This window comes from Winogradskyella sp. HaHa_3_26 (genome assembly GCF_019278425.1).
Taxonomy (GTDB): domain Bacteria; phylum Bacteroidota; class Bacteroidia; order Flavobacteriales; family Flavobacteriaceae; genus Winogradskyella; species Winogradskyella undariae.
Window position 1 is genome coordinate 3,478,646 of the sequence record NZ_CP058981.1, and the last position, 13,768, is coordinate 3,492,413.

Annotated in this window: 14 protein-coding genes; 10 read left to right on the top strand and 4 right to left on the bottom strand. The window is 31.9% G+C overall.

Annotated elements, in window-relative coordinates; genetic code table 11:
- Positions 1 to 15 precede the first annotated feature (15 nt).
- Complete coding sequence (locus H0I32_RS15095) at positions 16 to 855, top strand: phospholipase A (protein WP_179314419.1); 840 nt, start codon at positions 16 to 18, stop codon at positions 853 to 855.
- On the opposite strand, the gene H0I32_RS15100 is transcribed toward H0I32_RS15095, so the two are convergent.
- Entirely contained in the window at positions 852 to 1,850 is a 999-nt protein-coding gene (locus H0I32_RS15100) for a metal-dependent hydrolase (RefSeq protein WP_173588671.1), read from the bottom strand. The genes H0I32_RS15095 and H0I32_RS15100 overlap by 4 nt on opposite strands.
- 208 nt (positions 1,851 to 2,058) lie before the next feature.
- On the opposite strand from H0I32_RS15100, the gene H0I32_RS15105 reads away from it, so the two are divergent.
- The 8 genes from H0I32_RS15105 (at position 2,059) to H0I32_RS15140 (ending at position 8,643) form a co-directional block, all read left to right on the top strand.
- A complete protein-coding gene (locus H0I32_RS15105) occupies positions 2,059 to 3,063 on the top strand; it encodes a DUF3365 domain-containing protein (RefSeq protein WP_173588672.1) in 1,005 nt (334 codons plus the stop codon).
- A 13-nt stretch (positions 3,064 to 3,076) separates the two neighbouring features.
- Positions 3,077 to 3,373, top strand: coding sequence for a thioredoxin (gene trxA, locus H0I32_RS15110; RefSeq protein ID WP_179314420.1), 297 nt, complete (start codon positions 3,077 to 3,079; stop codon positions 3,371 to 3,373).
- A gap of 30 nt (positions 3,374 to 3,403) precedes the next feature.
- Positions 3,404 to 4,009 (top strand): class I SAM-dependent methyltransferase, encoded by a 606-nt coding sequence (locus H0I32_RS15115; RefSeq protein ID WP_173588674.1) that lies wholly within the window; start codon positions 3,404 to 3,406, stop codon positions 4,007 to 4,009.
- 176 nt (positions 4,010 to 4,185) lie between these two features.
- Positions 4,186 to 5,517 carry a cytochrome ubiquinol oxidase subunit I gene (locus tag H0I32_RS15120; RefSeq protein ID WP_179314421.1) on the top strand — a complete coding sequence of 444 codons (1,332 nt, stop codon included), beginning with the start codon at positions 4,186 to 4,188 and terminating at the stop codon, positions 5,515 to 5,517.
- A gap of 2 nt (positions 5,518 to 5,519) precedes the next feature.
- Positions 5,520 to 6,593 (top strand): cytochrome d ubiquinol oxidase subunit II, encoded by a 1,074-nt coding sequence (cydB, locus tag H0I32_RS15125; protein ID WP_179314422.1) that lies wholly within the window; start codon positions 5,520 to 5,522, stop codon positions 6,591 to 6,593.
- A gap of 15 nt (positions 6,594 to 6,608) precedes the next feature.
- The gene (locus H0I32_RS15130) at positions 6,609 to 6,908 is read left to right on the top strand and encodes a hypothetical protein (protein WP_179314423.1); all 300 of its coding nucleotides are present in this window, start codon (positions 6,609 to 6,611) and stop codon (positions 6,906 to 6,908) included.
- Between the two features lie 83 nt (positions 6,909 to 6,991).
- On the top strand, positions 6,992 to 8,449 hold the full coding sequence (locus H0I32_RS15135) for an NAD(P)/FAD-dependent oxidoreductase (protein ID WP_179314424.1): 1,458 nt from the start codon (positions 6,992 to 6,994) through the stop codon (positions 8,447 to 8,449).
- Positions 8,450 to 8,505: 56 nt separating this feature from the next.
- Positions 8,506 to 8,643 carry a hypothetical protein gene (locus tag H0I32_RS15140; RefSeq protein ID WP_179314412.1) on the top strand — a complete coding sequence of 46 codons (138 nt, stop codon included), beginning with the start codon at positions 8,506 to 8,508 and terminating at the stop codon, positions 8,641 to 8,643.
- A gap of 63 nt (positions 8,644 to 8,706) precedes the next feature.
- Here H0I32_RS15140 and nadB read toward each other — a convergent pair whose 3' ends face one another.
- The 3 genes from nadB to pncA form a co-directional block, all read right to left on the bottom strand.
- Entirely contained in the window at positions 8,707 to 10,290 is a 1,584-nt protein-coding gene (gene nadB, locus H0I32_RS15145) for an L-aspartate oxidase (protein WP_218841361.1), read from the bottom strand.
- Between the two features lie 9 nt (positions 10,291 to 10,299).
- A complete protein-coding gene (nadA, locus tag H0I32_RS15150; protein ID WP_173588678.1) occupies positions 10,300 to 11,295 on the bottom strand; it encodes a quinolinate synthase NadA in 996 nt (331 codons plus the stop codon).
- Positions 11,296 to 11,546: 251 nt separating this feature from the next.
- Positions 11,547 to 12,149 carry a bifunctional nicotinamidase/pyrazinamidase gene (gene pncA / locus H0I32_RS15155; RefSeq protein ID WP_179314425.1) on the bottom strand — a complete coding sequence of 201 codons (603 nt, stop codon included), beginning with the start codon at positions 12,147 to 12,149 and terminating at the stop codon, positions 11,547 to 11,549.
- A 296-nt stretch (positions 12,150 to 12,445) separates the two neighbouring features.
- Here pncA and H0I32_RS15160 point away from each other — a divergent pair, with 296 nt between their 5' ends.
- A complete protein-coding gene (locus H0I32_RS15160) occupies positions 12,446 to 13,753 on the top strand; it encodes a TolC family protein (protein ID WP_179314426.1) in 1,308 nt (435 codons plus the stop codon).
- The last annotated feature ends 15 nt before the right edge of the window (positions 13,754 to 13,768 follow it).

A 13,768-nucleotide genomic window follows, 5' to 3' on the forward strand; every position in this document is an offset into this window, starting at 1 on the left:
CGACTAATTAAAACAATGGCTTTCATTGTTCTTTCATTTTTTACAATATCTACAGTACAATCACAAGCATATACCAAGCAAGAATTAGAAGATTCCTTGGCTACACAACCTTATTTTTCAATACACAAGGATAATTTCTTTGTTACTGGTGTTCCTACAAATAAGACAATAAATAGTTCTACGGCGAATGCTAAATATCAAATTAGTTTTAAACAGATATTAACTCGAAGTAAATTGCCGTTAGATACCTATTTGTATATGACATATACTCAAAAAGCATTTTGGAATATTTATAAAGAATCATTTCCGTTTAATGATATAAATTTTAATCCATCGATTGCTTTAGGTAAAGTTTTTTACGATAAAAATGAACGCTTAAAAGGAATAGGTACTTTAGCTTTTGAGCACGAATCTAATGGTAGAGATAGCTTAGCTTCTCGAAGTTGGAATCGTATAAGTTTAGAATATACCACAGGAATTTCTAAAAATACAGTCGCTAGTTTTAAAGCATGGGTGCCATTTTCTCATAAAGAAGGAAACCCAGACCTTTTAGAATATGTTGGATTAGGAGAAGTAAATATCTCGCATACTTATCAGCCCGATAAGTTAATTTTTGATTTAAGATTGCGAAAAGGTTTAAATTTTAAAGCCAAAGGTTCGGTTAGAGCAAGAGTTTATTATAATCCATTTGGTAACAATATCTCTAATCAATACTTAATGTTAGAATGGTATGTTGGGCAAGCTGAAGGGTTGTTAAATTATGAACAATCACAAAGTATGATTAGGGTTGGTTATGTGATTAGAACCAATGAATTTAAGTGGTTTAACGGTAAAAGTAAAAAGACTATAAATTAATTTCCTTTAACCCGTTTCCATAAATCTGATATTAATTTTTTGCCGTCTCGTTGTGTTTTTTCCTGTTCAATAAAGTTAATATTTCCTGCGGTATCTGTATCAATCAAATATTTAAAAACAAAATTTTGAGATTGAGGTTCCGTACTTAATAACCCAAATCGTAGATCATTATAATATAATTTATTTTCAGATTTAGTAATCGTATACCAACCTTCAGAAATCGCAATCATGCGTTTTACCTTTTCATTATTGATTAAATCTCCTAATAATTCGTGATTTTTAGGATAGGTTTCAAAGGAGATAGGTTTAGTGTCAAAAAAGGAATAAGTTCCTAATAAATAGTTGTTTTCGGTTTCAACATTCGCATTCCATAGAATGGTATTTAGTGCAGATGGTCTGGTGTCTATTTGTTTATAATTGATATTTTGATTTAATAATGCATCTTCAAACTGATTTATAGCCAAGTCTTTTAAAATAAAAGTGAATGCTAAATATGCCGTACTTAAAGTAAGACCAATTCCGTTGTATAAACGCCTTTTTTCTGAAGTTCGTTTTTGAAACATTGTTAGAATTAAGAACACTAAAAACGGGACAGTATACAAAGGATCAATTACAAAAATAGTTTTAAATGCGAGTCTTAAATCTAAAGGCCAAAAGAATTGTGTTCCCCAAGTGGTATGTGCATCTAGCATTGGGTGTGTTATTAAAGCCCAAAAGAATAACCAAGACCAACCTTTAAAATCTTTATATTTTTCATAGCGTGAAACGATCCAACCAAATATTGGAGCAAAAATCACAGAAAATAAAATTGAATGTGTAAATCCACGGTGTATTGCCAAAGCAGAAACTGTATCTGTAAAGTGAGAAGCAAATACATCTAAATCTGGAATTGTACCTGCAATAGCTCCATATAAAATGGCTTTATTACCTACTTTTCTTCCTAAAACAACTTCTCCTACAGCTGCTCCTAATACGATTTGTGTGAGTGAATCCATAATGTTTTCAAAGATAATCTTTAGTATTAAAGTATGCTATAGAAGTTTGTTATATAGTTAAGATTGTATTAAAGTGGTCATTTGTAATTATCCAATAAAATGTAAGCAGATGTATAAAATGTAGCTTTTTAGAGAGGGTAATTACTGTAACATAAGTTGCTTAACTTAAAGTTTAAAGTTTGTAACTTTATTTAAATTTCTTCGTAAAATGAAAAATAGTATTTTAATACTTGTTTTAGTCCTTGTTTCTGTGAGTTGTAATTCTAATAAAAAAGAAGAAAATTCATATAGCAAGGTTAATAAAATTGAATCAGATCACCCAGGTAAAAAATTAATGGAGACCAATTGTTATGTCTGTCACAGTTCTACAGCTAGTGAAACAGATAGAATAGGACCACCGATGATAGCCATAAAAAGACGTTATTTAAGAAATGAAATGACTAAGGAACAATTTACAGCTTCAATGCAAGCTTGGATTAAAAATCCTTTAGAAGAAAACGCAAAAATGCTAGGTGCAGTTAAAAGATATGGGGTTATGCCTAAACAGCATTTTCCTGAAGAAACTATCGCTGAAATTTCAGAATATATGTTTGATTTTGAAATAGATCAACCCGAATGGTTTGAAGAACATTACAATAAAGGAAATAGAAATCAAAAGGGGAGAGGAATGAGTAATGGACAAGGAAATAAGAAGGGAATGCAACAAGCTCAATCTAATTTTGAAGATTTACCATATGGCGAACGTGGTTTAAAATATGCTTTAGCAACAAAGGCTGTTTTAGGTAAAAACTTAATGGGAACCATTCAGAAAAAAGGAGTGTTAGAAGCATTAGCTTTTTGTAATGCACAAGCATACCCTTTAACAGATAGCATGGCGGTTGTGCATAATGCAAGTATTAAACGTGTGACAGATCAACCAAGAAATCCAAAGAATAAAGCAAATGCAGAAGAATTAGTTTATATTAACACCTTTAAAAGCATGGTTGCTAGTAACAAAGAAGTAGAACCAATTGTAAAAGAATTAGAAAATAAAGTAAGGGTTTACTACCCAATTACGACAAATGCCATGTGTCTGCAATGTCACGGAAAACCAAATGAAACCATAGAAAAATCAACATTAACAAAAATCAAGAGTTTATACCCTACGGATAAAGCTATTGGTTATAATGTAAATGAAGTTAGAGGAATTTGGAGTATTAATTTCGATAAATAAATTCAAGTCAGGTATGAGTAAATTTTCAGAAATAATAAATCAAGATAAAGCTGTTTTAGTCGACTTTTTTGCAGAATGGTGCGGCCCTTGCAAAATGATGAGTCCTATTTTAAAGCAAGTTAAAGACGATTTAAGTGATGGTGTTTCCATTATAAAAATAGATGTCGATAAAAACCAAGCTTTAGCAGCTAAATATCAAGTTAGAGGTGTGCCAACACTACTGTTGTTTAAAAATGGAAAACAAGTTTGGAGACAATCTGGAGTACTTCAAAAGAATGAGATAATTGATGTTATTCGTTCTAAAAATTAAGATCATAAAGACAAGATAATTGATGTCAATATGAAAAACAACCCAGCAGATTTTTGGAACGATCGTTTTAATAACGAAGAATTTGTTTATGGTACACAACCTAATGTCTTTTTTAAAGAAGCGCTAGATAAGTTAAAAGCAGGAACGCTTCTTTTGCCAGCAGAAGGAGAAGGTCGTAACGCTGTTTATGCCGCTACAAATAATTGGAATGTTTCTGCTTTTGATATCAGTAAAAGCGGAAAAGAAAAAGCATTGCTTTTGTCTAAACAAAATAATGTTTCAATAGCTTATGATGTCGTTGGCGTATTAGATTATACAAGCGATAAACAATTTGATGTTATAGGTTTATGTTATACGCATTTCCCTATAGATATTCGTAAACAAGCAAACCAACACCTATTAAAATTTCTTAAAAAAGGAGGTATAGTTATTTTTGAAGCTTTCTCTAAAGCGCAATTAAAAAATAATTCTGGTGGTCCTAAAAACGAAGCAATGTTATTTTCTATAGAAGAGATAAAACAAGAGTTTAAAGGTTTAGAATTTAAATTTTTGGAAGAAAAAATAGTAGAACTCTCAGAAGGTGAATTTCATAAAGGAAACGCAGACGTTATTCGGTTTATAGGTGTAAAACTATAAATGTATTTATACTGTGATGAGTGCTTTATATTATTGTGTTTTAGATTTAGTTATTAGACTTAATACCAAATATCTTTCCGTTGTAATTTTAACTAAATAGAACTTAAAAATTGTAACAAATGTAACGTAGCAAAACTTTCAAAAAGCATAACTTTGTATTATCCAAAATAAAGTTTATGGAAGACATGATTTTTTACGATAGATTGCAATTTGCATTTACTATCACATTTCACTACATATTTCCACAATTAACCATGGGATTATCCTTAATGATAGTCTATTTCAAATGGAAATACCTCAGAAATAAAATTGAAAAATATAACAATGCAGCAAAGTTTTTTATGAAAATCTTTGCCATTAATTTTACAATGGGTGTCGTTACAGGGATTCCAATGGAATTTCAATTTGGTACCAATTGGGCAAAGTTCTCTGAATTAACAGGTGGTATTATCGGTCAGACCTTAGCCATGGAAGGTATGTTTTCTTTCTTTTTAGAATCCTCATTTTTAGTACTATTTATTTTTGGTGAGAAATTAATGGGACAAAAACTACATTTCTTAACTGGTTTTTTAGTCTTTTTAGGTTCTTGGGCAAGTGGTTGGTTTATTTTAGCCACCAATGCTTGGATGCAACATCCTGTAGGTTATGAGATCTTAGATAATGGAAAATTTGTATTAGACAATTTCTCAGCACTTTTCACTAACCCTTGGTTATTACCAGCTTTCTTGCATAATCAAATGGCATCTGTTGTAACGTCGGCTTTTGTGATGGCAAGTATCGGAGCTTTTTATATTTTAAGAGATAAGCATTCTGAATACGGAAGATTATTTTTAAAAACAGGTGTTGTTTTTGGATTAATATCTAGTGTTTTAGTAGCTTTTCCTACAGGAGATTGGAATGCAAAAAATGTTGCTAAACATCAGCCAGGAGCTTTTGCAGCAATGGAAGGTATTTTTGAAACAGAAGATGCTGGTGCAGAAATAGTCCTTATTGGTCAACCCAATATGGTAGAAAAAAAGTTAGACAATAAAATTGCCGTTCCTAATATCTTAAGTTTTTTAACCTATCAAGAATGGCATAGACAGATTCCAGGAATGGATCAATTTGAAGAAGATGAATTGCCAGATAATATTCCGGCGCTGTATTATTCTTATCATATTATGGTCGGTTTGGGTACTATTTTTATAGGGGTTATGGCTTTATCACTTTTCTTTTTATGGCGTAAAAAACTATACAACTTAAAGGCCTTACTTTGGACTATCATGTTTTTGGTACCATTTCCGTACATCGCAAATATTACCGGTTGGTACACTGCAGAATTAGGAAGACAGCCTTATTTAGTTTATGGCTTGTTAAAAACAAGCGATGGTATTTCACCAACGGTTTCATCTGGGAATACCTTATTTACTTTACTCGGTTTTGTTGCTTTATATATGCTTTTAGGATTGTTATTTTTAGTCTTAGTTGGTAAAACTATTAACCACGGTCCAACACCTCAAAAACATTAATTATGGAAATATTTTGGTACATAGCAATAGGAATTGTCCTAACCGTGTTTTTTATTTTAGACGGTTATGATTTTGGTGCGGGAATTATTCATTTATTTTTTGCGAAGGAAGAAAAAGATAAAGAAGTCATTACAAAATCTGCAGGCTTATTTTGGGATTCTAACGAAGTTTGGTTAGTGGCTGTAGGAGGTATGCTTTTTATGGCGTTCCCAACATTTTATGCCTCTGTTTTTAGTGGATTTTATTTGCCACTAATAATTGTGTTATGGTTAATTATTTTTAGAGCCATCGGATTAGAGTTTAGAGGGCAATTTAAATATCAAATGTGGAAAGATATTTGGGATAAATCCTTTGGTGTTTCTAGTTTGTTATTAGCGTTGTTTTTCGGAATCGCTTTAGGTAATATCGTTAGAGGAGTAAACCTAGGAAGTGTAGAAAATGGCGTGTCTGCTCACGAAGGGCATTATTTCTTCTTACCGTTATGGGACAGTAGCTTTAGTCCATTAACAGACCATCCAGGAGTTATCGATTGGTTTACTATAATAATTGGTTTAATAGCTGTAGTTACTTTAGCAATCCATGGTGCTAATTGGATCATTCTAAAAACCAATTCCTCTATAAATAAGAAACTCAAAGGTGTTATTTTTAAATTAAACATCGCTTTGGCAGCTCTTACCATTTTTTCTTTAGTTGTATGGCAAAACGTGAACCCCAATTCATTAGATAATTTTATTCATAAGCCTTATTTAATGTTATTTCCTGTCATTTATTTAACAGGATTGATAGGATTATTTTTTGTTAAAAAAATTAAAAAGAATAGTCATGCTTTTTTGTTGTCAACTTTGTTGATTTTAGGTGGAATTACCTCTTCATTGGCATCTTTATTTCCAGTAATATTACCTTCAATTAATAATAAGCATGAGGATTTAACCATTTATAATACGTCTGCATCAGAATATGGGTTGTCTGTAGCTTTAATTTGGGGGATTATAGGCTTTGCCTTGATTGTTGTTTACTTTATTATTCAAAAAAGATTAATGAGCGGAAAAATTGACAACATGGATTATGGCCATTAGAATATTCATAATATTATGACAGGAACACTAATCGCATTAATAAGTATTGTAATAGGAATAGTCGCAGCAAACGTAACCGGATATGTTTATAAAAAATATTCATTCGGAGTTATAGGCAATACCTTAATTGGTGTTTTTGGAAGTGTTTTTCTTATCAAATCATTTGGCAGATTAGGCTTCGATCCTTGGTCTATTATGAATGATGGAGACTTTGATGGTGTGCGCTTAATTATTAATTTATTAGTGTCTGCTTTAGGTGGTGTTTTAGGACTTGTTATGACTAAATTTATTTATAACAAAATGAATAAAAAATAACTAATTCGTTGTTTTTTTGCTATGTAACTTTAGTTACGGTTTATTTTTATTTAGAGAATTACCTTTAATAAAAATTAAAAGTAATGTCTAAAATAGTCATATTAGGGGCAGGAATTTCTGGGCATGTGGCAGCGACACATTTACGAAGAAAATTGTCTAAAAAGCACGACGTTGTTGTTGTATCACCTAACAGTAATTATCAATGGGTTCCATCTAATATTTGGGTCGGAATTGGTAGAATGAAATCTGAAAAAATATTATTCCCATTAGCACCTTTATATAAAAAGAAAGGGATTGGTTTTAAACAAGCAAAAGCCATTTCGTTTCATCCTGAAGGCGATAATACAGAACAGAAACCTTATGTGTTATCAGAATATGTTGTTGGTGATAACAAAGGTCAACAAGAAAAAATAACTTACGATTATTTAATCAATGCTACAGGACCAAAATTAAATTTTGAAGCTACTGAGGGTTTAATTCCTGGAAAGAATAAAACCTATTCTGTTTGTACTTATACTCACGCAGATCATGCATGGCAAGGTTTAAGCGATGTTATTCAACAAATGAAAGCTGGTAAAAAAGCGAAAATATTAATCGGTACGGGGCATGCTAAATCAACTTGTCAGGGTGCCGCTTTTGAATATATTTTAAATGTTGAAGAAGAACTTAGAAAGCATAAAGTAAGAGACATGGCTGAAATTACTTGGATTGCTAATGAGCATGAATTGGGTGATTTTGGAATGGATGGTGTTTTGATGAGTTATGGTGATATGATTATGAAATCGAGTGAATTGGTCGAAATGATTTTTGAAGACAGAGACATCAAATGGATTATTGGAGCAGCCGTTAATAAAATTGAAGATGGCTTAGCACATTACGAAACTTTAGAAGGCGATTATAAAACAGAATCTTATGATTTTGCGATGTTAATTCCTGCATTTTCAGGTCATGGTTTTAAAGCTTACGATAAAAATGAAAATGATATTACAGAAAAACTCTTCAAAGGATTTATGATTGTAGATGCCGATTATACACCAAAACCTTACGAAGAATGGAGTGTAAAAGATTGGCCAGAAACCTACCAAAACCCAAGTTATAAAAATATTTTTGCACCAGGTATTGCTTTTGCACCACCACATACCATTTCTAAACCTCGTAAAAGTAAAAACGGAACTGATATTTTTCCTGCACCACCAAGAACAGGAATGCCGTCTGGTATCACCGCAAAATTAGTCGCAGAAAATATCATTGATACCATTAAAAATGGTAATGAGTCTTTAAATCATAAAGGTTCTATGGGGAATATGGGAGCTGCTTGTATTGCTTCAGCAGGATTTGGTTTCTGGAAAGGAAGTGGTGTAAGTATTACAACGTTTCCAATAGTTCCAGATTTTGAAAAATATCCAGATTCTCATGGTAGACATTTAGGAAAAACATTTGGAGCAATTGGTTTAGCAGGTCATTGGCTTAAGCTAATGTTGCACTATGCTTTTATTTACAAAGCTAAAATGAGACCATTTTGGTGGTTGATTCCTGAATAAACAATTATAAAGTCCCGTATTTAGTAAACAATAAATTAAGTATTAAAAAAAATATCATGAAAAGAATATCACCAAGAATGCGATTTAGAATGATGAATCCTTTTCTCCAGTTTTTTAAGTTTATAATTTTGAGTATAAAAATTATGGTTATTGTAGCAGGAGGACATGGAGGCACAAGAAATATTAACAGATAGATTATCTGATTTTTTTAGTTGTTTTTAAAAGCACTCATTTTTATAATGCGTGCTTTTTTAATTTTAAACCAAATCCATATTATAAAATCCACCACAGTTTTTCTTTCGTTTTTTAGAAAATTTAGTGATTAAATAAGCGGTGATAATTAAGTTTCGTAATTCACACAAATCAGAAGATAATTCCGAGTGGTCATATAAACGTTTGTTGTCTTTATGAAGCACACTCAAACGCTTTTCGGCACGTAATAAACGCTCGTTAGATCTTACAATACCCACATAATTACTCATTATAGTTTTAACTTCATTTTTATCGTGTGTAATTAAAATGTTTTCCATGTTTTTAATCACGCCGCTATCATTCCATTCGGGAATTCCTTTTGGCATCGTCACGTTTTTAAATTTTTTATGAACATGAAGATAAGCTCGATGTGCGTAAACCAAACCTTCTAATAAAGAATTCGAAGCCAATCGGTTGCCACCATGTAACCCGGTTCGGGTAACTTCACCACACGCATATAAGTTTTTAATAGAAGTTCTTGCACTTTTATTAACTTTAACACCACCACAGATGTAATGAGAAGCCGGTAAAACAGGAATGTAATCTGTTCTAATATCGATACCAAGTGAAGCACATTTTTCGGTAATATTAGGGAAATGAGCTTTAAATTTTTCAAAATCTAAATGGGTACAATCTAAGTACACATGTGGCCAACCACTTTTCTTTAATTCATTATCAATAGCTCTGGCTACAATATCTCTCGATGCTAACTCTTCGCGATCATCATAATTGTGCATAAACGCTTTACCATCAATGGTTCTTAATTTTGCACCAAAACCTCTTACGGCTTCAGAAATTAAAAAAGCTGGGTATTCGCCTGGATTATACAATGCCGTTGGGTGAAACTGAATAAACTCTACATCAGCAATTTCTGCTTTGGCTCTATACGCCATGGCTAATCCATCACCTGTTGCTACTTTTGGGTTGGTTGTTGTTTCATAAACTTGTCCGCTACCGCCAGAAGCCAACATGGTAAATTTACTTACAAAGGTTTTTACAACCGCTTTTTTTTCATCTAAAACATAAGCCCCAAAACAAGATATTTTAGAGTGGCGCTTGGTCTTTGTTTTTTTAGCCTGATGTTCTGTAATAAAATCAATAGCGTAATGATGCTCTAAAAACTCAATATTCGGTTGCGCATTAACTTGAGCAATTAAAGCCCGTTCAATTTCTGCACCAGTAACATCAGTATGATGTAAAATGCGGTTTTGAGAATGGCCACCTTCACGACCTAAATCGTATTCGCCTGCATCATTTTTATCAAATTTTGTTCCCCAATCTATTAATTCTCGCAAGCGGTCAGGAGCATGTTTTACCACCATTCTCACCACTTTTTCATCACACAAACCATCACCAGCAATTAAAGTATCTTGTATATGCTGTTCAAAGCTATCAACCGTTTTATCATAAACCGTTGCAATACCACCTTGAGCGTATTTAGTATTCGATTCTGTTTTTTCATCTTTGGTAATAATAATGATCTTAGAATCTTTATATTGAATTGCAATTTTTAAAGCAAAAGTTAAGCCTGAAACTCCAGAGCCAATAACTAAAAAATCGCATTCTATTATTTTTTTTTCACTTACCATTTTATATACTTATTTTGAAAGTTCTAACATTCTTTCAATCGAAACAATCGCCTTTTTAGCTAATTCAGCATCAACCTCAATGTTGGGCAATTCGTGTTTAATACACAAGTAAAGCTTTTTTAAGGTATTCATTTTCATATAAGCACATTCACTGCAGGCACAAGTGTTATCTTCTTTTGCAGGAGCAGGAATGATTTCTTTGTCAGGATTTTCTTGAAGCATTTGAAATAAGATTCCGGCTTCAGTCGCTACTATAAATTTTGTTTTATTACTGTTTTTTACATAGTTTAATAAGCCAGCGGTAGAACCAATATATTTAGCTACTCTTAATAAATGAGCTTCCGATTCGGGATGCGCTATAATCTCAGCATCAGGATGTGCTTTATGTAGTTCTATTAATTTTTCCATAGAAAAAGCTTCATGGACAAGGCAAGACCCATCCCATAAAACCATATTACGTCCTGTTTCTTTATTTAAATAAGCACCCAGATTTCTATCGGGTGCAAAAATAATGGGCTGTTCTTTAGGTATAGAATCCACTATTTTTTTAGCATTAGATGACGTACAGACATAATCGCTTAAGGCTTTTATTTCTGCGGAACAATTAATATAAGTTACTACGACATGGTTTGGATATCGTTTTTTAAATTCTGAAAACTTATCTGGCGGACAAGAATCGGCTAAAGAACAACCAGCAAATAAATCAGGAAGTAATACTTTTTTAGTTGGATTTAAAATTTTTGCAGTTTCTGCCATAAAATGTACACCTGCAAAAATAATCATATCCGCATCCGTTTTTGCTGCTTGTTGCGCTAAAGCTAAGCTGTCACCAACAAAATCGGCAATTTCTTGAATTTCGTCTCTCTGATAATAATGTGCAAGAAGAATGGCATTTTTCTCTTTTTTTAATCGCTTTATTTCTTTTACGTAATCAATATTTGGTGTTTCAATATCTAAATACCCTTTTTGTTTCAGGTTTAATTTGGCGGATTCTAATGTTATCATTTCTAATAGGAATCAATGAATAGTTTAAAATAAAGCATACGTCTTTTGCAAAAATAGAGTCTTCCTTTTTTTTAAAACATGATAAAAAACATATAAATATTATGAATTTATATGAGCGATAGTGTGTGAGTGTTGATAAAGTTTTTTTTATAAAAGGCGTTAGGCATAAGATTTATGCTGTAGTGTTTTGTGAATTTAAAAAGTTATAATTAACCAATTCTATGTGATTGATATCGTAATTTTTATTAAATTTAAAATTCTGATGTTACCATATTAATTCCCATAGCGACCATTTTCGTTTTAAGTTTTTCAAATCCTTCATTATCTAATGCTTTAGAGGCATCTTCAATAAAAGTACAGTTAAAACCTTCTTTAAAAGCATCGTAGATTGAAAAATAAACACAAATATCTGAGGCTAAACCGCATAAAAAGAGTTCGGTAGTTCCTTTTTCTTTTAAATAATTTGCCAATCCAGTTGACTTTAAATGTCTATTGTCATAAAACGCACTGTAACTATCAATATTTTTATTTGTTCCTTTTTTAAAAATAGCTTCAAAACTTTCTGTATTTAAATCAGGATGAAATTCAGCGCCTTTTGTGCCTTGCACACAATGATCTGGCCACAGGGTTTGTGGCTTACCGTGAATTTCAATCTCATCAAAATTAGATTTTCCTTTATGATTGCTAGCAAAACTTACATGATTACTAGGATGCCAGTCTTGTGTGCCAATTATCAAATTAAATTTTGGTTGTATTTTATTAATTATAGGTACAATTTGATGTCCATTAGGAACAGGAAGTGACCCATTTGGCATAAAGTCGTTTTGTACATCAATTATCAGTAACGTTTTCATTAGTAGAATTTTTGTACAGGTTTAGTTAAAATTAACTTGGGCAAATTTGCATTAAAATCGCTTAGTGTAAGCAATCACAATATTCATAAAAATAGAGTGAATAAATTTAAGAATATTTTGTCACTCAAAAAACGTAGTGTTAAGAAAGTTCTATTTTTTATTATGAGTATACTTTTTAATAGTGAAATAATAAAGTAAAAAATAGAACGAATTAAAAAAGGAAAAAACGCCAAGTAACATTGGTTACAGACTTAACAAATACATTGTGCTAATTTTGTCATATAAATTAACAATCAATGAAAAAAACTGTTTCTATATTACTGTTATGCTTTGCTTTAAACCTGATGGTGCAAGCCCAACAATTAGTACCTATAACTAAAACAGAGGTCTTATCTAAAGTTTCAGAGAATAATACTTCTATTAAGATTTCTGAAGAAGAATTCAATCAAGCTAAAGCAGATTACAGACAAACCAATGCGGTGTTTTTGCCAAACATTACAGCAAGTCATACTGCTATGGCAACAACAAATCCATTAATGGCTTTTGGCTCTAAATTGAATCAGGAAATTTTGACCTCAAACGATTTTAGTCCAGCGTTATTAAACGATCCTTCACAAATAGAAAACTACGCTACAAAATTCGAAATTCAGCAACCATTAATTAATGTCGATGGTATGTTTCAACGAAAAGCGGCTAAATCTAAAATGGAAGCGATGTCCTTAAAGACGGAACGTACACAAGATTATTTAGCGTTTGAGGTTGAAAAAGCCTACATGCAATTACAGTTGGCTTATAAAGCAGTCGATGTTTTAGAAACAGCATTAGAAGCTGCAAATGCCAATAAACAATTAGCAGATAATAGTTTTAAACAAGGGTATTTACAACGTGCAGATGTCTTAAACGTAGAAGTACGTGTTACGGAAGTTCAAAATCAATTACAATCCGCAAAAAGTAATGTTCAAAATGCCTCAAATTATTTGTCATTTTTAATGAATGATGACACCTATGTGATTTACACACCAACAGATGAATTAAAGGTAACTACAACAACAATAGAGGATAAGTCAATTTCTGAAAACCGTTCAGATATTAAAGCGATGCAATTGGCTTCAAATGCTTATGAAGCTATGAGTAAAGCAGATAAAATGGCTTTTTTACCACGACTAAATGCCTTTGGAAGTTATGAGTTGTACGACGATCAAATTTTTCAAGCCGATGCTAGCGGTTATTTATTTGGAGCACAATTGAGTTGGGATATCTTTCAAGGGTCTAAACGTTTTGGTAAAGCTCAAAAAAGTAAATCGGAATTTGAAAAGTCAAAACTAGAATACAAACAATACGTATCGCAGAGTAACCTAGAACTTAACAAAGCGAAACGTGCTTTTGTAGATGCTGAAAACAAATTGAAATTAACCGCCTTAGCTTTAGAACAATCTGATGAATCTTTAAGAATAAGAACCAATAGATTTAAAGAGGGTTTAGAAAAAACATCAGATTTATTAATTGCCGAAACACAGTATTCACAGAAGCAACTCGAATATTATCAAACCATTTTTGAATACAATTACGCACAAGCTTATTTACAATTTTTAACCAAGGAATAAAACCTCTCGACTGCG

Bases quoted from the DNA above. Each gene is read 5' to 3' on its own strand.
- H0I32_RS15095 (WP_179314419.1), top strand. From the start codon at position 16: ATGGCTTTCATTGTTCTTTCATTTTTTACAATATCTACAGTACAATCA.
- H0I32_RS15100 (WP_173588671.1), bottom strand. From the start codon at position 1,850: ATGGATTCACTCACACAAATCGTATTAGGAGCAGCTGTAGGAGAAGTT.
- H0I32_RS15105 (WP_173588672.1), top strand. From the start codon at position 2,059: ATGAAAAATAGTATTTTAATACTTGTTTTAGTCCTTGTTTCTGTGAGT.
- trxA (WP_179314420.1), top strand. From the start codon at position 3,077: ATGAGTAAATTTTCAGAAATAATAAATCAAGATAAAGCTGTTTTAGTC.
- H0I32_RS15115 (WP_173588674.1), top strand. From the start codon at position 3,404: ATGAAAAACAACCCAGCAGATTTTTGGAACGATCGTTTTAATAACGAA.
- H0I32_RS15120 (WP_179314421.1), top strand. From the start codon at position 4,186: ATGGAAGACATGATTTTTTACGATAGATTGCAATTTGCATTTACTATC.
- cydB (WP_179314422.1), top strand. From the start codon at position 5,520: ATGGAAATATTTTGGTACATAGCAATAGGAATTGTCCTAACCGTGTTT.
- H0I32_RS15130 (WP_179314423.1), top strand. From the start codon at position 6,609: ATGACAGGAACACTAATCGCATTAATAAGTATTGTAATAGGAATAGTC.
- H0I32_RS15135 (WP_179314424.1), top strand. From the start codon at position 6,992: ATGTCTAAAATAGTCATATTAGGGGCAGGAATTTCTGGGCATGTGGCA.
- H0I32_RS15140 (WP_179314412.1), top strand. From the start codon at position 8,506: ATGAAAAGAATATCACCAAGAATGCGATTTAGAATGATGAATCCTTTT.
- nadB (WP_218841361.1), bottom strand. From the start codon at position 10,290: ATGGTAAGTGAAAAAAAAATAATAGAATGCGATTTTTTAGTTATTGGC.
- nadA (WP_173588678.1), bottom strand. From the start codon at position 11,295: ATGATAACATTAGAATCCGCCAAATTAAACCTGAAACAAAAAGGGTAT.
- pncA (WP_179314425.1), bottom strand. From the start codon at position 12,149: ATGAAAACGTTACTGATAATTGATGTACAAAACGACTTTATGCCAAAT.
- H0I32_RS15160 (WP_179314426.1), top strand. From the start codon at position 12,446: ATGAAAAAAACTGTTTCTATATTACTGTTATGCTTTGCTTTAAACCTG.